The 16,427-nt window shown below is 58.0% G+C and carries 18 protein-coding genes; 9 read left to right on the top strand and 9 right to left on the bottom strand.

From position 1 onward, the window contains the following. Nucleotides 1-34 precede the first annotated feature (34 nt). From ACR0KG_RS02260 to lpxK, 4 genes are read left to right on the top strand one after another with little or no spacing between them, the layout of a single operon-like run. On the top strand, nt 35-1,381 hold the full coding sequence (locus ACR0KG_RS02260; protein ID WP_480543137.1) for a TldD/PmbA family protein: 1,347 nt from the start codon (nt 35-37) through the stop codon (nt 1,379-1,381). After that, complete coding sequence (locus ACR0KG_RS02255; RefSeq protein WP_480550677.1) at nt 1,368-2,168, top strand: inositol monophosphatase family protein; 801 nt, start codon at nt 1,368-1,370, stop codon at nt 2,166-2,168. Before ACR0KG_RS02260 ends, ACR0KG_RS02255 begins: the two co-directional genes overlap by 14 nt. Further along, nucleotides 2,165-3,400 carry a 3-deoxy-D-manno-octulosonic acid transferase gene (locus ACR0KG_RS02250; protein ID WP_480826357.1) on the top strand — a complete coding sequence of 412 codons (1,236 nt, stop codon included), beginning with the start codon at nt 2,165-2,167 and terminating at the stop codon, nt 3,398-3,400. Before ACR0KG_RS02255 ends, ACR0KG_RS02250 begins: the two co-directional genes overlap by 4 nt. Continuing rightward, nucleotides 3,387-4,385 carry a tetraacyldisaccharide 4'-kinase gene (gene lpxK / locus ACR0KG_RS02245; RefSeq protein ID WP_480550673.1) on the top strand — a complete coding sequence of 333 codons (999 nt, stop codon included), beginning with the start codon at nt 3,387-3,389 and terminating at the stop codon, nt 4,383-4,385. The genes ACR0KG_RS02250 and lpxK overlap by 14 nt, the downstream gene beginning before the upstream one ends. 33 nt (nt 4,386-4,418) lie before the next feature. On the opposite strand, the gene ACR0KG_RS02240 is transcribed toward lpxK, so the two are convergent. Both ACR0KG_RS02240 and ACR0KG_RS02235 read right to left on the bottom strand, forming a co-directional pair. After that, complete coding sequence (locus tag ACR0KG_RS02240; protein WP_480543146.1) at nt 4,419-5,081, bottom strand: DsbA family protein; 663 nt, start codon at nt 5,079-5,081, stop codon at nt 4,419-4,421. 13 nt (nt 5,082-5,094) lie between these two features. Beyond that, nucleotides 5,095-5,601, bottom strand: coding sequence for a DUF721 domain-containing protein (locus ACR0KG_RS02235; RefSeq protein ID WP_480826356.1), 507 nt, complete (start codon nt 5,599-5,601; stop codon nt 5,095-5,097). Between the two features lie 81 nt (nt 5,602-5,682). Here ACR0KG_RS02235 and mutY point away from each other — a divergent pair, with 81 nt between their 5' ends. Both mutY and ACR0KG_RS02225 read left to right on the top strand, forming a co-directional pair. Further along, nucleotides 5,683-6,738, top strand: coding sequence for an A/G-specific adenine glycosylase (mutY, locus tag ACR0KG_RS02230; protein ID WP_480826355.1), 1,056 nt, complete (start codon nt 5,683-5,685; stop codon nt 6,736-6,738). A 59-nt stretch (nt 6,739-6,797) separates the two neighbouring features. After that, nucleotides 6,798-7,934 (top strand): alkane 1-monooxygenase, encoded by a 1,137-nt coding sequence (locus ACR0KG_RS02225; protein ID WP_480550667.1) that lies wholly within the window; start codon nt 6,798-6,800, stop codon nt 7,932-7,934. Nucleotides 7,935-8,012: 78 nt separating this feature from the next. Here the strand turns inward: ACR0KG_RS02225 and ACR0KG_RS02220 are convergent, their stop codons facing one another. The 4 genes from ACR0KG_RS02220 to ACR0KG_RS02205 all read right to left on the bottom strand — a co-directional run bounded on the left by ACR0KG_RS02220 (nt 8,013) and on the right by ACR0KG_RS02205 (nt 11,930). After that, a complete protein-coding gene (locus ACR0KG_RS02220; protein WP_480550665.1) occupies nt 8,013-9,395 on the bottom strand; it encodes an adenylate/guanylate cyclase domain-containing protein in 1,383 nt (460 codons plus the stop codon). A 141-nt stretch (nt 9,396-9,536) separates the two neighbouring features. After that, complete coding sequence (locus tag ACR0KG_RS02215) at nt 9,537-10,640, bottom strand: DNA methyltransferase (protein WP_480543152.1); 1,104 nt, start codon at nt 10,638-10,640, stop codon at nt 9,537-9,539. 105 nt (nt 10,641-10,745) lie between these two features. Beyond that, the gene (locus ACR0KG_RS02210) at nt 10,746-11,363 is read right to left on the bottom strand and encodes a ribonuclease HII (protein ID WP_480543154.1); all 618 of its coding nucleotides are present in this window, start codon (nt 11,361-11,363) and stop codon (nt 10,746-10,748) included. A 111-nt stretch (nt 11,364-11,474) separates the two neighbouring features. Next, the gene (locus ACR0KG_RS02205) at nt 11,475-11,930 is read right to left on the bottom strand and encodes a hypothetical protein (RefSeq protein ID WP_480543156.1); all 456 of its coding nucleotides are present in this window, start codon (nt 11,928-11,930) and stop codon (nt 11,475-11,477) included. 176 nt (nt 11,931-12,106) lie between these two features. Between ACR0KG_RS02205 and ACR0KG_RS02200 the strand changes: the two genes are divergently transcribed. From ACR0KG_RS02200 to ACR0KG_RS02190, 3 genes are all read left to right on the top strand, one after another. Then, nucleotides 12,107-12,394: a hypothetical protein gene (locus tag ACR0KG_RS02200; protein ID WP_480826354.1), complete on the top strand. Its 288-nt coding sequence runs from the start codon at nt 12,107-12,109 to the stop codon at nt 12,392-12,394. Beyond that, on the top strand, nt 12,366-13,067 hold the full coding sequence (locus ACR0KG_RS02195; RefSeq protein WP_353008969.1) for a winged helix-turn-helix domain-containing protein: 702 nt from the start codon (nt 12,366-12,368) through the stop codon (nt 13,065-13,067). The genes ACR0KG_RS02200 and ACR0KG_RS02195 overlap by 29 nt, the downstream gene beginning before the upstream one ends. Before the next feature lie 107 nt (nt 13,068-13,174). Beyond that, nucleotides 13,175-14,746, top strand: coding sequence for a DUF427 domain-containing protein (locus ACR0KG_RS02190; RefSeq protein ID WP_480543160.1), 1,572 nt, complete (start codon nt 13,175-13,177; stop codon nt 14,744-14,746). Between the two features lie 113 nt (nt 14,747-14,859). Here ACR0KG_RS02190 and ACR0KG_RS02185 read toward each other — a convergent pair whose 3' ends face one another. The 3 genes from ACR0KG_RS02185 to flaF are packed head-to-tail and all read right to left on the bottom strand — an operon-like array spanning nt 14,860 to nt 16,426. Next, a complete protein-coding gene (locus tag ACR0KG_RS02185) occupies nt 14,860-15,654 on the bottom strand; it encodes a DUF1217 domain-containing protein (protein ID WP_480543162.1) in 795 nt (264 codons plus the stop codon). After that, on the bottom strand, nt 15,651-16,052 hold the full coding sequence (flbT, locus tag ACR0KG_RS02180) for a flagellar biosynthesis repressor FlbT (protein WP_353008964.1): 402 nt from the start codon (nt 16,050-16,052) through the stop codon (nt 15,651-15,653). Before flbT ends, ACR0KG_RS02185 begins: the two co-directional genes overlap by 4 nt. After that, nucleotides 16,052-16,426: a flagellar biosynthesis regulator FlaF gene (gene flaF, locus ACR0KG_RS02175; RefSeq protein WP_480543164.1), complete on the bottom strand. Its 375-nt coding sequence runs from the start codon at nt 16,424-16,426 to the stop codon at nt 16,052-16,054. The genes flbT and flaF overlap by 1 nt, the downstream gene beginning before the upstream one ends. Nucleotide 16,427: the final 1 nt, after the last annotated feature.

Genomic DNA, 16,427 nt, shown 5'->3' with positions numbered 1-16,427 from the left:
AGGCTAGGTCCTGTGCAAAGAAACCGGAGACGCCATGACCCGCACGCCACAAGAGTTGACCCATAACCTGTTGGATGCCGCCCGCAAAGCCGGGGCTGAGGCAGCGGATGCCATCGTAATCGATGGCTCGTCGGTCTCTGTCGAGGTGCGGCACGGAGCGTTGGAGCATGCCGAACGCTCTGAAGAAACGGAATTTGGGCTGCGCGTGTTTGTGGGCAAGCAGCAAGCGATTGTCTCCAGTTCTGACGTGCGGCCCGATACGCTGACCAAAATGGCGGAACGCGCCGTGGCGATGGCAAAGGAAGCACCCGAGGACCCGTTTACGGGCCTGGCTGACAGCGCTCAATTGGCGAAAGTTTGGGATATCGACGCGTTGGAGCTATTCGATCCTGCGCCGGAACCCGCAGCAGATGCCTTGATGCAGGATGCAATTGCCGCTGAAGCCGCCGCGCTGGCGGTTTCCGGGGTATCGCAAGTGTCAGATGCAGCGGCCAGCTACGGCACCCATCGGGTTAGTCTGGCGGCGACCAACGGGTTTTCCGGGGAGTACGCGCGCAGCTATCGGTCAACCTCCTGCGTTGCGATCTCGGGTGAAGGCACGGGGATGGAGCGTGACTATGACGGCGACGCCCGAACCTTTCAGTCAGATCTGCGCACGCCGCAGGATATTGGCCACTCCTCAGGCAAACGGGCCGTGTCGTTGGTGGGCGCACGCAAACCCAAGACCGGAAGCTTTCCAGTTTTGTTTGACGAGCGCATATCGACTTCTTTGATCGGTCACTTGCTGGCAGCGAGCAACGGCGCCGCAATTGCGCGCGGAGCATCCTGGCTGAAAGACAATCTGCGGGAACAGGTTTTACCCGCGCATCTGTCCCTGATCGAAGACCCGCATCGCCCGCGTATCTCGGGCTCTCGCCCTTTTGATGCCGAAGGCCTGCCAACCCAACGTCGCGCAATTGTTGAAAACGGTATCCTGACCGGCTGGACGATGGATTTGTCCAGCGCTCGCAAGCTGGGCATGGAGTCGACCGGAAATGCCGCCCGTGGCGTCTCAGGTCCGCCCTCGCCCAGCAATTGGAACCTGAGTCTGACCCAAGGCACGCAAAGCCGCGCCGATTTGCTGCGCGATATGGGAACCGGGTTGTTGGTTACTTCGATGATCGGTTCAACGATCAACCCCAACACCGGTGACTACTCACGCGGGGCATCAGGGTTCTGGGTCGAAAATGGAGAGATCACCTATCCGGTCAACGAATGCACCATCGCGGGTAACCTGCGCGATATGCTTATGCGGATGATCCCGGCCAATGATGCGCGGCCTTATCTGTCACGGGTCGTGCCCTCGGTACTGATCGAAGGAATGACGCTTGCCGGCAACTGATCTGCCCCTTCTGATCGACGCGGCCCTTGAGGCTGGCAAGATCGCGTCCCGCTATTCGGGACCGCAGGCGCAGCGCTGGGATAAACCCGACGGTGCCGGACCCGTGACCGAAGCCGATCTGGCCGTGAACGCGATGCTCGAACAACGCTTACCAGCGGCACGCCCGGGCTATGGCTGGCTCAGCGAAGAGACCGAAGATACCGCCGAGCGTCTCGATCGAGACCGAGCCTTTATCATCGACCCAATCGATGGCACTCGCAGCTTTGCCGAGGGGTCCCGGACATGGGCCCATTCGCTGGCCGTTACCGACAAAGGCGAAGTCACTGCTGCCGTGATCTTCCTGCCGATGCGCGATCTGCTTTATGCCGCCAGCAAGGGCCAGGGGGCCACGCTGAATGGCGCGGCGATCCACGCGACCCAAGCCGAGGCTTTGGACAAGTCCGAGCTTCTGGCAGCCAAGCCGAACTTGGCTGCACATCATTGGCGCGCGGGTCAGGTACCACCCTTCAAACGGGCCTACCGCCCATCGCTGGCCTATCGCATGGCTCTGGTCGCCGAGGGCCGGTTCGACGGAATGTTGACGCTGCGCCCTAGCTGGGAATGGGATATCGCGGCAGGCGATCTGATCGTACGCGAAGCAGGTGGGATATGTACGGACCGCCAAGGACAACCACTGCGCTTCAATAACGAACATCCCCGATTGAACGGGGTGGTCGCCGCCGGTGAAGGACTGCATACCATTCTGGCCGCACAACTCGATGAGGATGGTCCGGGGATCCCGGCATGAGCCAACCCCAATCGCTTAGCCTTATGGCCTATCGGATTCTGTCGTGGCGTATGCCGAAAAACGATGGCCGAACCGATCTACCGCGCCCAACAGGCGAGGTTTTGTGGGTGCATATCGCCGATCCGGACCGCCTGCGCGTGATCGTCGATCTGTGCGAGCGATTGAAACAGGTCCGGCCGGGATTATCCTTGCTGCTAACCGCCCCTCCGGACGCTGATCTTTCGCGTTGGGCGGAAACCAGCTTTCCCCTGATCACACTGCCTTTGGAACATACTGGTGCAGCCCGAAGTTTTCTGGATCATTGGCGCCCGAACATGGGTCTGTGGGTCGGTGGTGGGTTGATGCCAAGCATCATCACCCGCGCCGCAGACCAGAAAATCCCTCTGATCCTGATCGAAGCAACACCCGAGGTTTCAAGCGTCAGACTTGCGCGCTGGCTGCCGGATATCAGCCGGTATACCTTCAATTGCTTTGATCATATTCTGACGCCATCAGAAGAGATCGCGCGCCAGATTAGGCGGCTGGGCATTCCGTCGTCAAAAGTCGAGGAAACCCCACCCCTCCAGATCAGTCCGAACCCAAGGCCATGGCCCGAAGACGAACTGATCGAGGTCACCCATATCCTGTCCAGCCGGCCCGTCTGGCTGGCGGCACGAACTCAGGATAAAGAATTTATCTCGGTCCTCAGCGCCCACCGTCAGGCCTTGCGCATGATGCCCCGGCTGGTATTGGTTTTGCATGTCGCCGATATCGGTGAAGCACAGCCCCTGCAGCGGCGGCTGGCATCGATGGATCTACGCTGTAGCAACTGGGACGAGGGTGACCAGATCGAAGACGCGACACAGGTCATCCTGACCTCAGAGCCCGAGGATCTGGGCCTGTGGCAACGGGTCTGCCCAGTGACCTTCATGGGCAGCTCGCTTGAGCGCGGCGCAGGCGGATGCGACCCGCTGGAAACGATTGCCCTTGGCTCCGCCATCGTGCACGGTCCGTTTGTGCATCGATACCAGGGACTTTACGATCAGCTGAAACAGATCAAAGCAGCCCGCATGATCAAATCCGCAACCGAGTTGGGCGACGCAGTAACCGAACTACTGGCGCCAGATCAGGCAGCGGGGATGGCACTGGCCGGGTGGCAAATGATCACCGAAGGCGCGCCTCAGGCCGACAGGTTGATCGAGATGGTGCAGGACGCGCTGGACCAACGGAGTTCCGAAAATGCGGGCACCTGAATTTTGGAACACCCCCCCGGATCAACTGGATCTAAGGGCGCGCATATTGGCCCCCCTGGGTCGTATCTATGCGTCGGCAACGGCTCGCCGCGTCGCACAGGAGGCCGGTATCAAACCGGGCGCGCCGGTTATTTGCATCGGCAATCTGAACGCAGGCGGTACGGGAAAGACACCCACGGCAATCTGGATGGTCGAGCAATTGCGCGACAGCTGGCACACGCCACATATCGTGACCCGTGGGCACGGCGGCACTCTGGAAGGCCCGGTGCGGGTCGACCCCGGCAAGCATTCGGCAGCGCAAGTCGGGGATGAACCGTTGCTGCTGGCCATGTTCGCCGATGTCTGGGTTGCAAAAGACCGGGCCGCCGGGGCACGCGCGGCGGCGGAGGATGGGGCAACGGTCATCGTTTTAGACGATGGGTTTCAAAACCCCTCGGTCGCCAAGGATTTCTCGATCATCGTGGTGGACGCCCAGCGCGGGTTCGGGAACGGACTGTGCCTGCCCGCAGGTCCCTTGCGCGAGCCGGTCGATGTTGGTCTGAAACGCGCCGATCTGGTGCTTTCACTTGGAGATACCCCCGCACAGGCAAGATTTGCTGAGCAGTGGGGTGATGCGATCACCGTGCCGCTTGCAACCGGAGTGGTCGAGCCCTTGCAGACCGGTATGGACTGGACAGGCTCCAAAGTGTTGGCCTTCGCCGGGATCGGCCACCCTGAGAAGTTCTTTCAAACCCTCCGCCAACAGGGGGCAGAGCTTGCGCGCGCCGAAGCGCTGGATGACCACCAGCCACTGACCACAGCCCTGATGACCCGCCTTGAGAACGAAGCGCGCCTATTGGGCGCGCAAATGGTGACAACCGAGAAAGACGCTGTCCGCCTGCCCGAAGCCTTCCGGCGAAAGGTCGTGACCCTGCCGGTTCGTCTTCACATCTCGGATGCAGACGCCGTCAAAGAGATGTTGGCAAAGGTCGCGCCCTCACCCTAGCGTCGGCCCTGTTCGGGCCGACCGGATAACAGCTTAGCTGCCCAGTTCAGATTCGATTAGCTGCTTGAAATCGGCGTAGGACTGGTTGGACACTTTCTTGCCGTTGACGATGAAAGACGGTGTCGCCTCAATCCCGTCACGCTCGGCGTTTTCCTGATACCAAGCAACCAATGTCTGGGCGCGGGTTCCATCTTGCAAGCAAGCTTCAAGCTGATCGTTGTCGATACCTGCGAGGCGACCGATCTTGCGCAGCTCATCCACGATCTCAGTCGGGCCACCGGCGCGGGTCCATTCGGACTGACCCTCATAAAGCAGATCGGTGATGCCAAAGAACTTATCGGGACCCGCGCAGCGCGCTATCATCGACGCCCACAGGCCATAGCGGTCAAAATAGACCTCACGATAGGTGAACTTGACCTTGCCAGTGTCGATGAAATCCTTCTTCAACTGCTTATAGGCCCCTTTATGAAAGGTGGCGCAATGCGGGCAGGTGTAGGATGCGTATTCGATGATTTCGACCGGGGCATCTTCGGCCCCTTGAACCATTTCAACAATGGTTGATGTATCCAGCTCTGCCTCTTGTGCGATGGCACTTCCGACCAGCGGGTTGGCGGGGGTCGAACTTGTGGTTGTCAGCCAATACCCACCAGCGGCAATGGCGACAGCCGCACAGATTCCTGTTGCAATACGGCTCATTCTCAGCCCTTTCTCAGCGTTTGTGCTTAGATAAAATGTTGCGGCCCAGACGTTCAAGGGCAGCGCGCAAATCACCATCGTGAACGTCACGCGACACTTTGTCTGCCTCGGCTGCGATTTCAGGTTCTATTTCGGGTTTCGGCGGCTTCGGTTTGTGATCGAAACTGGCCTGCCCCTCGGCAAATCCGGTCGGAGCGGTCTGAGTGATCCGGATACGGCTGATCGCGTTGTAACCGTAAACGGCATTCACCTTGCCGCGCAGCTGCTCCTTCTGCATTTCCAGCATCGGAGCCTGCGGCCCTGTGGTCAGCAGCGTCAATGTGGCACCAATCCCGCCTTTGCCATATCCCACATTCACCGGACGCGCGATCGAGGCAGTATCCTGCCCCACAATCTCGGCCCAATGGGTCAGCAGTCGCGACACAGCAAACCCCCGGCTTTCCCCGGCGCGCCGAATCTGATCATTCAGCAAACTGGCGGTGCGTTTGAACCCGCGGGTCGAGGAACGTCTGCGTTGCATCTGGTTTCCAACTCCTGCGCCGCTATTGTAATGGGCAGAATGGCAGGTGCCAGCGAAACCTGACGGGGAGTTAGATAAAACTTGCGTGACATCACTGAATTCAGCGTGAGCACCGCGCTTTTGGACTGGTACGATCGCCACGCCCGCGAAATGCCATGGCGCGTGGGTCCGGCGGATCGTGCGGCTGGTGTACAGCCTGCCCCCTACCGCGTCTGGCTGTCCGAGGTGATGTTGCAGCAAACAACCGTGGCCGCCGTGCGTGATTACTTCACACGCTTCACCACGCGTTGGCCCACGGTTCAAGCGCTGGCCGCCGCACCGGATTATCAGGTCATGGGGGAATGGGCCGGACTTGGCTACTATGCCCGCGCCCGCAACCTGTTGAAATGCGCGCGGGTCGTGGCCGAGGATCACAAGGGGCAGTTTCCGGACACTTACGATGCGCTTCTGCAATTGCCCGGAATTGGCCCCTACACCGCCGCTGCGATCTCGGCCATTGCCTTTGACCGGCCCGAGACTGTGCTGGACGGCAATGTCGAACGGGTGATGGCGCGGCTTTATGACATTCACGATCCGCTGCCCGGATCGAAATCCGTTCTGAAGGAAAAAGCCTCTGCGCTGACTCCCGATCAGCGGCCCGGGGACTACGCACAAGCGGTCATGGATCTGGGCGCAACCATCTGCACTCCAAAATCCCCCGCCTGCGGCATTTGCCCGCTGCGCGATCCCTGCCAGGCCCGGATCGCCGGAACACAGGCAGAGCTGCCAAAGAAAACACCGAAAAAGCCCAAACCCACCCGCTTCGGCCATATCTACATCGCCCAACGCATGGACGGGGCGCTGCTGTTGGAACGCCGTCCTGATAAGGGTCTATTGGGCGGAATGCTCGGCTGGCCCGGGTCTGACTGGTCTGAAACCCCTGCCGAAGCGCCCCCTTTCCCAGCGGATTGGCGCACCCTGCCGGGCGAAGTGCGCCATACTTTTACACATTTCCATCTGGTGCTGAAAATCTGGACAGCCGTGCTGCCAGCCAACACCATACCAGATGGGCTGACACTTCTGACCAAGCATGAGTTCAAACCCAACGACCTGCCTACTGTGATGCGCAAGGCTCACGATTTGTGGAGGGGGCAATAAGCCCGCTGTCCAAGCGCGATTGCTCGGGCTAGGCTGCGTTCGAAGGTTCGGAGCACTAGATGATCGCAACTCAAACCCTGACCCGCTGGCAGACCGCGATGCCCTTCTGGGTATCGTTCCTGTTGATCCCCTTGATCTGGGCCACAGCAATAGCAGGCGGATGGTGGGTTCTGCTGATCCCCTTGTCCACCTGGTGGGCCTTTGCTGCGCTGGATCGGCTCACCGGGCTCAATCTTGACAATGCAAACCCGGAAACGCCCGACGATATCCTGCATTGGTATATATTGCTGACCAAGCTTTGGGTCCCTGCTCAGTTCGTCACCCTGTTTGGCCTGATCTGGTATGCAACCCATACCGACCATCTGACGACCTGGTCTAAGATTGGCCTGTTCTTCGGTATGGGCATCCTGTCGGGCACGGTGGGTATCAATTACAGCCATGAACTGATGCACCAGCGGTCTCGGCTGGAACGCTGGCTGGGGGATATCCTGCTGGCAATGGTCCTCTATTCCCATTTCCGATCCGAGCATCTGCTGGTGCACCACCGCTATGTCGGAACGCCGCGAGACCCGGTTACCGCGCGCTATAACGAGGGGTTCCATCGCTTCTATCCACGCGTTTTGTTGCAATGCCTGGTCTCTGCCTTTCACGCCGAGAAGGACAAGCTTGCCCGCAAAGATCGCCCTTGGACAGACCGCGCAAACCCGTTCTGGCGCTATTGGGCGTTACAAGGCGGGATGCTTCTGCTGGCGGGGCTGATCGGAGGATGGGCCGGGCTGGGATTACTCCTATTGCAGGCGGGCGTTGCCATCTGGCAGCTGGAATTGGTCAACTATGTCGAACATTACGGGCTGACACGGAAACACATGGGCGACGGAAAATACGAGCATGTCTTGCCCCGCCATTCTTGGAATGCCGCGCAAAAAGCCTCGAACTGGCTGCTGATCAACCTTCAGCGTCACTCCGACCACCATTACAAACCAAACCGGCGCTTCCCCTTGTTGCAAAACCATGCACAAGAGGACGCGCCGCAACTGCCCTATGGCTACCCCGTGATGACCGTTGCCGCGATGATCCCGCCCCTGTGGCGGCGCGTCATGAACCCTCGGGTCCGGGCCTGGCGGCGGCAATACTACCCCGAAATCACGGATTGGCACCCTTACAACAAAGCGCAGAACCCGCAGCCAAATACCTGACCGCAGCGCGCCCAGCGCGCTGCCCGGCCCAACGGGTGGGGTTGCATCTTTGATGCGGCCCCTCCGGGCGGGAGCCCCTTAGTTGATCCAGATATCCATAGGGTCTTCAACGCCGCGCACTGGTTGGCTGGCTTTTGGGGCGAACCCTTCCAGCAATGGCTGGCTCGTCGGGCTTTCTTTCAACACTTGGTCCCGCAGCGCATCGCTGACTACAATATCCGCTTTAAATTCACGGGTCATCGCCTCAAGCTTAGCCGCAACGTTCACCGCATCGCCGATCACCGCAAACTCCAGCCGGTTGGCACCGATATCTCCCAAAACGACCGAGCCATAGTGGACCCCGATCCCGACGTGAATCTCGACCTCACCCGCGCGCCGGCGTTCAAGGTTCCATCGCTCGATAACCTCGGCCATGGCCCGCGCGCAGCCAAGCGCGTTGGTCGCATCCAACGGCGTTGTGACCGGCGTTCCAAACGTGGCCATCAGGCCATCGCCAAGATACTTGTCCAACGTACCGTTATGCCGAAATACCTCAGTCTCCATCCGCCCGTGAAACCCACGCAGAACCTCGATCACCTCATAAGGGTCGCGACCCGCCGCAAACCGGGTGAACCCAACAATGTCGATAAACAAAACCGCTATGTTCTCTTTGCGAACCTGTTTCAGTGGCTCATCGTTATGGCTCAATGATTCAACCACATTGGGCGAGAAATACCGTGACAGGTTTGCGCGCTCCCTCTCTAGTCCTGCATTGCTGAGCAGAAGGCGATTGAGCCGTCGCATCGAAATGCCCAAGGTCACAGCGACCATCACAAATACGATGACTTCCTGAACCCGCAGAGAAACAAGGAAATTGTTGGGATCAAGCAATCCCTGTAGATCGGGATACCCTTGCAGCGCGACAAAGACACTGTCACCCAATTCAGGGAATGGCGTTGCAACCCACCAGGCAATAACCCAGCCAACGGTCCAAATCATAGCCGTCCAGGATCCGATCGCAACAACAGTGCGCCATGAATAGGCCAGCGTTCCCGCAGCAAGAATAATGAAAAAGTACTGGAAGTTGTCGAACCGAAATTGTGTCGCAAGGGGCCGTACATCATCGCTGAACGGGTTCGGGACGATCATACCAAGCGTCATGATCAGCAGATCCGCAAAGATCAAAAGCAGCTCGACCCTGGATTGCCCGACGCGCCCCGCACGCTGGATCAACCAGCCGTTTGCGCAAATCAGCAAAAGGATGAAGTGATAGTACAGAACTTCCCAGTTTGGGTTCAGATAGATCAGCAGAATCCCGGTCAAACCCATCGCAACCCAGCGGGCCCTGACCGCCAGCTCCAACCCTTCGCGCTTGTGCCGTTCCAGCGCCTCTTCGGCGTATTTGTGGTCCAGATCAAAATCGTCCGGCTGAGTTATAAAGAAACGGCTAAAGCGGGACGGGCTGGGTGCAATGTCGGTCAAGGGTCAGCACTCCTGTACGGTCTGACGAGTTTGGCTTATGCAATCATTCCTTGGCCAAAAACAAAAGACCCCGCCGTAGGATCGGCGGGGCAAGGCTAAGTGCCTTGTGTCAGGCCACAGGCACCGGCGGTATTCTTGAAATCAGTTGTGCATCTCAGACCGGATCTGCTGACGCAACACGTCGATGGGCACTGTCTTGCCATCGCGTTTGAAGCACCAATATGTCCAACCGTTGCAGGAGGGGGCGTTTTCCAGATGCGCACCAACCTGATGGATCGAGCCTTTGACATTGTCACCGACCAATGTGCCGTCTGCCCGAACCTTGGCCTTGTGGCGCTGGTTCATGGAATACAGTTCCTCACCCGGACGCAGCATGCCGCGTTCGACCAACTGGCCGAAGGGCACGCGCGGCTCGGCGCGTTTGCTGGCGCTGACCTCCAGCGCCTCGCGGTCAAATTTGCGCACTTTTGCGATGCGCTTTTCGGCGACCTTGCGATAGCTTTCTTCGCGCTCGATGCCGATGAACTCACGACCAAGCATTTTCGCGACGGCACCCGTGGTGCCAGTACCAAAGAACGGGTCCAACACCACGTCGCCCGGATTGGTCGACCCGATCAGAACGCGATGCAGCAGCGATTCCGGTTTCTGCGTGGGATGTGCCTTATCGCCGTTGTCGTCTTTCAGACGTTCATGCCCGGTGCAGATCGGCAGCACCCAATCGCTGCGCATTTGCACGCCCTCGTTCAGAGCCTTCAGCGCTTCGTAGTTGAACGTGTATTTCGCGCCTTCCTGTTTCGAGGCCCAGATCATCGTCTCATGCGCGTTGGTAAAGCGCTTGCCACGGAAATTCGGCATCGGGTTCGACTTGCGCCACACGACGTCATTCAGAATCCAATAACCCGCATCCTGCAGGGCTGAACCCACACGGAAGATATTGTGGTACGAGCCGATCACCCAGATCGCACCATTCGGTTTCAGCAGACGATGCGCCGCCTTCAGCCATTCCCGCGTGAACTGATCATAGGCACCGAAACTGCTAAACTGATCCCAGTGATCATCGACCGCATCCACCTGAGAGTTATCGGGGCGATGCAACTGACCTTTCAGTTGCAGATTATACGGTGGATCCGCGAAAATCAGGTCAACCGACGCCTCGGGCAGACTGTTCATCACGTCGATGCAGTCTCCGGAAAGAATCGTGTTTAAAGGGAGCGCGGCTGCGCCCTTTGTCTTAATGGTGGTCATATCACTGCCTCAGTTCCACGGCGCTTCTGCGCTCATTTGGTTGAGACAAGGATGAGTCAAAGATGATTCGCCGTCAAATTCTTTTTTGAATCAGTGACTTACAGTTTACTCTTGATACAAGATATTGTGGACCGGTTTGAATGAACGTCTATGGTGTGGGGTCACACCAAGATTTTGCAGCGCGTCACGGTGCTGTTTTGACGGATAACCGGCATTTGTCTCCCATCCATATCCCGGATGCTGTTGCGCCAAATCCACCATCAGTTGATCACGCCAGTTTTTGGCAAGGATCGAGGCCGCCGCAATCGACACTGATCGGGCGTCTCCTTTGACCACGGCTTGGGCGGGGATCTTCAGGCCGCGCGGGATCATATTGCCATCGATCAGCAGATAATCAGGCGCCAGGTCCAGGGCCGCCACCGCCCGCTCCATTGCCAAATGCGAGGCGCGCAGGATGTTGATCTCATCAATCTCGGCCACGGATGCTTCGGCCACTGCAAACTCTGCCCGGTCCCGCAACGCCGCATCCAAAGCGGCGCGGCGTTTCGCGGTCAGCTTCTTGGAATCATTCAACCCTTCGGGAATGTCCAGCGGGTTCAGGATCACGGCGGCCGCAACCACCGGCCCAGCCAATGGGCCGCGCCCCACCTCATCCACACCCGCGATGCGAAGACGCCCGCCGTCCAACAGGGCCTGCTCAAGCTCAAAATTCGGAACCATCATCCCTTTGGAAAACCGTGTTTCATCACCGACCGCAAGAAAAAAGAGAGGGCCGCTTGCGCCGCCCCCTCTCTTGCGCGGTGCTTCTGCGGCACCGCTCCTGCTCGTGACTGATTACTGATAAACCACGCGGTAACCTTGTTGGCGCAGGCATGCAGGCTCGTAGGCCCGTTTTACCTTTTTGCCATTCCAGAAACCGACCTTGCACTCTTGTGGCAGGCTATTGGCGTGTTTGTAATGCTTGTTTAGGCACCCGGTCCCCAACAGCGGCCGGTCCCCGTAGGCATTGAAAGTTCGCAGACAGCGTTGAGGCAGATCATAACGCGCCACCCGTCTGGGCAGTGGTTTCACATGGCGCGGTTTTGGGTCCACATGGGTATATTGCCGCGAAGCACGTTCACGATCTTTGCGTTTTTCCTTGTTATAGTGATTGACCGCCGCGCCAATGATCGCGATCGCAGCCAGCCCGCCCAGTATGTCACGCGTGTCCGCTGCGCGCGCTTGTGAGGCGGAAACCCCCGTTACAGCCATGGCAATCCCAATGATCAGAGCGATGAATTTCTTGTGCATCTTGCTTGTCCTTTCGGATGTGGATGCGACCACATGACGGGCCGCGCATTCGATGTATCCAAACTGGGCCCACACCTTTCAGACAGGCAATAACAGGCCTCTGCTATCCAATATCAGCCTGCGCAAACCCCTTGCGTTATTGAATATCGGGCCAACCCATGCGCAGGATGCGGCCTATGAAACAGATCATCTCTTCTTTGGCCCTGGCGTCCCTGATATCGGTGGGCTCAGTCGCGTCCGCAGCGGATTGCTACGCGGACTACAAGGCAAAACAGGACAACCCATTGCGCCTGCATTACGGTGTGATGCAGGTGACCTCGTGCGACAAAGGTAAGGCGCAACAAGAGGTTGCCCAGCGCCTGCAAGGCTCTGGCTGGACCTTGCTGAATGTAATGACGGTGTTTGGGCCGGAAGGGTTGGATCAAAGGAAGGCCAATGCCGGAAAATTCTATCTCCGTTTCTGATGCAAGACGGTCTGGCACCCGGCTGGTAGGGTTGGGAATCGCCGCGATCCTGATCATCCTTGTCACCGCTGCCGCCTTTTTGCTGTGGACATTGCCCGATGCCAACGCCTTCAACGCGCGGGTTGAACGGCTGTTCGTCGAAAGTGATCTGACCTCGCAGGCAGAAATCCGGCTGTTGGAAATTCTGGCTCAATCCGGCACCGCCTTTGCGGACACGCTGGCCAGCTATCGGATGGTGATCTACGTCTTGCTGGTCTTTTCCTGCGCGATGCTGATTTCGGCCTTTGTATTTCTGGTGATGCTGGTGCTGCTGAACCGTCGCATGGCCCAGATTGAACGCACAGGGATACAGGTTACTTCCCTGCTGATCAGCCGCGAGGAAAACACCGTTTACCTCAACAACATGGATTTCAAACTGACCCCGGCAGCGATGGAAACCCTGTCGGTTCTGGCGGAATCCCGTCTGGATGATGAGGTGCTGTCCGGCGCGCAGATCGAAGGAATGATCTCAGGCCGGGACGCCTCGGATTGCGACGAAGCGGCAGGTGCGACACGGATCAAACGTCTGCGCGATGCCTTGGGCAATCAGATGGTCAGCGAGTTGTTGGTGAAAAACATCGCGAAGAAGGGCTATATGCTGTCGATCGAAAAAGATGTCATTCAGATGGTCTGACATCAAGGGGGGCTCGGACCCGCAGCCGATAAAATCTGCATGATCCCTCTTGGAATGAAAGGCGTAAGGCCCCATTCTTTGTGGACCCATGGCAAGGGAGGTCGATCATGAACGTCCACGCCACACCAAGAACCACGGGCTATGGAATCTCGGTTGAACCGCTAAAGGGCAAGATTGCCATTTATCGGAACGATACATTGTTGGCCGAAAGCCACAACGCCAAGGTGATGTATGAAACTCGACTGCCGCCGACCATCTACATCCCCCGCGATGACCTATGTGTCGATCTGGGCGCCGAGACCGAGCTGCAGACCTTCTGTCCGTTCAAGGGCACCGCGACTTACCATGATATCACCGTGCAAGGCGAGTATCTGGCCAATTCCGTCTGGGCCTATGAGGAGGCTTTGCCAGAAAGCATCGCCATTCAGGGCCATATCGGATTTATGCCGGGCGCTTACACCGATATCGACCTGGGTCCGAACCAGCTGCGCGATCCCGATGACGGAAACATCAGCGGCCCGTTGATCGACTGGTTGATGCGCGGTGCCTCGGCCGCGACGACGCCCGAGGCTTTTACCAAAGCTCTGGCCGAGAAAATGCTGGAACACGGGATCGCGATCCAACGCCTCAGCATCCTTGCCTGGTCTCTGCACCCGCTGATCGCGGGGAAGCATTTTATATGGGAAAAGGATCAGGAGGAGATCCTGACCCGCGCACCAACTTATGAAATCTATGACCACCCTGCCTTTATCAACAGCCCGTTGCGCCACGTTTCCAACGGGCTCGGTGGCGTGCGCCAGCGGTTGAATGATGAAAACCCGCATAACAGCTTTCCCATCATGGAAGATTTGCGTGAGAAAGGTGCGACAGACTACGTAGCGATGCCCCTGCCTTTCTCAGATGGGCGCACGAATGTTCTGACCCTCACCTGCGACCACCCCAACGGCTTTACCACCGAAAACTTGGGGCTGGTGTTTGAATGCTCATCGGTCATCGCGCGCTATTACGAAGTGTTCATGCAGCGCGAAAATGCGCAGGTGCTGTTGGAAACTTATGTCGGCAAACGTTCAGGCGCGCGGGTTCTGGGCGGTGAAATCCGGCGTGGTGACGGCGATGAGATCGACGCCGCGATCATGTTCTGTGACCTGCGCAACTCCACCAGTCTGGAGGAACAGCTGGGGCGTGAAGCCTATATCAATCTCTTGAATGAGTTTTTCGAAACTGTCTCGGAAATCGTTCATGAAAACGGTGGCGAAGTGCTGAAATTCATCGGCGACGCTGTGCTTGCAGTTTTCCCGGCGTTGGATAACCCAGACCTCGCGCGTGAAAGCGCGCAGCGCACGGCGATTGATATCGTCGAACGGTTGGGCGAGTTGCGGCAATCGGGCACCGATATTCACTGCGATTGTTCAATCGGGCTCGCCTATGGGCGCGTGACTTATGGCAATGTCGGATCGCGCGAGAGGCTGGATTTTACAGTCATCGGCCACGCAGCAAATGTGGCAGCACGACTAGGTGAGTTTGGCAAAACGGTCGGCCATCGCATTGTTGTGTCCGAAGATATCGCCCCTGCCTGTGCCCATGCGCAACCCTTGGGTGCAGTTGCCCTGCACAATGTGTCAAAGCCTGTTAACTCTTACGCCCTGCGCACATCCGCGGATGAGATACTGAATTCTTAGCAAGCCCGGCAGCGGTTTCTTCGTCGCCAGAGCGGTTCGCCTATTACCATGGCATTGGCCAATCTTCCGAGTGGAACGCCTGAAAGCTCTGGTGGTTGAGTACCAGGTTCTGCCTATCCCGCCCCAAGCAAGATAAGCGCGGTCTGTGCTGGCGAGGTAGTGTTCTGCAACTGTGCGATCTGACTGCGCGCCAGATAGGTGTCGGTCAATCTCGTAACCGCGTCTTCTTCGGTGAATTGCGCCAGATCATCAGACCCGGTCAACCGAAGCAGCCTGTCCTTGAATTCGACCAACTGCTTATCGATATCCAACTGCCCAAAAGATGAGGGCAACCCCAGCGCCGTTTCCATCATGCTGCGCAGCGGAGGCAAACCCATCAGATCGAACCATTTGGTGTCGGTACTGACATTTTTTTGCGCCAACTCGGTCAGCGCATGTTGTGCATAGAGGGCGATCCGCATGGTCTCATCCGATTCACCAACCGAAATCTCGAACCTGGCCGTCATGTTGTCCTGAGCAACTTGTTCCATCAAAGATGCAAAGCCGGTTCGCCGTACTTGACCTGGTCCGAACCCAAACGCGTCCGAGAATTCCCGGTACCGTTTGTCGGCCAACCGATTGGCCAGAGCGTCATCTGCGCTGGTCCCGTCTTCCAGAATCTTACGAATGAAAAACCGATTGTCGAGATCCCCTTCCAGACCAAAGGCTCCCAGCGCGACCTGCAGCAGACGCCGGTCTGAGACCAGCTGCTCGGCCGTTTCAATCTTGCCGATGTTTTCCAGGAAGTAGCGGTTCTCGCGCTCGTTGATGTTCGAGCTCGAAAAAGCCTGAAACTGCGACTCATAAGTTCGCTGGAGGAAACGCCATCCGACCAATCCACCCGTTGGTATGACGGGTTGGAATGTCATTGCTGATAGGCCATCAAACGCTCTTCCCGCGGCAAGAGTGAGCGAAGGGATTTGAGGCATTTGTAGTATTGCTCGCCTACCAATGCATCCGTGGCCTCGCCCAGCACACGGCGGCTGTCGGAGTCAGTAAAAACCTGGCTCAATTCCTCGACCCGGCGCAGCAATTGCTGACGCGCTTCAACAGGGTCCATATCACCTGACAGAACAAGTTGTGCGGCATAACACACGCGCCGGACAGGGGTGTTAACCTCATCGGGGTGTATCGCGTCTCGCAGCCGCAGAACATTGGCCTGAGGCGTCATGATCGAGAACCGGCTGCGACGGTCCCCATTTTCGATCACAACTCCGTTGATCAGAACCCTCTCTTTCGGGGCGAGTTTCAGAACAAGGCCCCCCATTATGCCGCCCCACCCTGTCGCAGGCCGCGCAAGACCGCCGTATTGATCTCCAACAATGGTTCCACGGTGGCGTTGTTGCCAAGGACCTGACTGCTATGGTGTTCCGTGAATTCTGCCAGATAAAATATCCGCGCGCGCAATTCATTGGGCAAGGCGTTGTCGGAATCTGAAACGCCCGTCGCCAGAACCGTCCACAAGCGACGGTTTTCATGTACGGCCTGCACAAACGCGGCGAAATCTGTTGTCTTGCTGGCTGCAGCCGCTTTCAGGCGGCGTGTGATTTTCGAGATCGCCTCGAATTCGGTGTCTCGTGGTGTACGAATAGGAGCGGCAGTTTGCGCATAAGCGTTGTGAGCAAGCATTTGCGGGGTCACT

The organism is Ruegeria sp. H4 (assembly GCF_056533065.1).
This window is presented reverse-complemented; position numbering and strand designations above follow the sequence as displayed.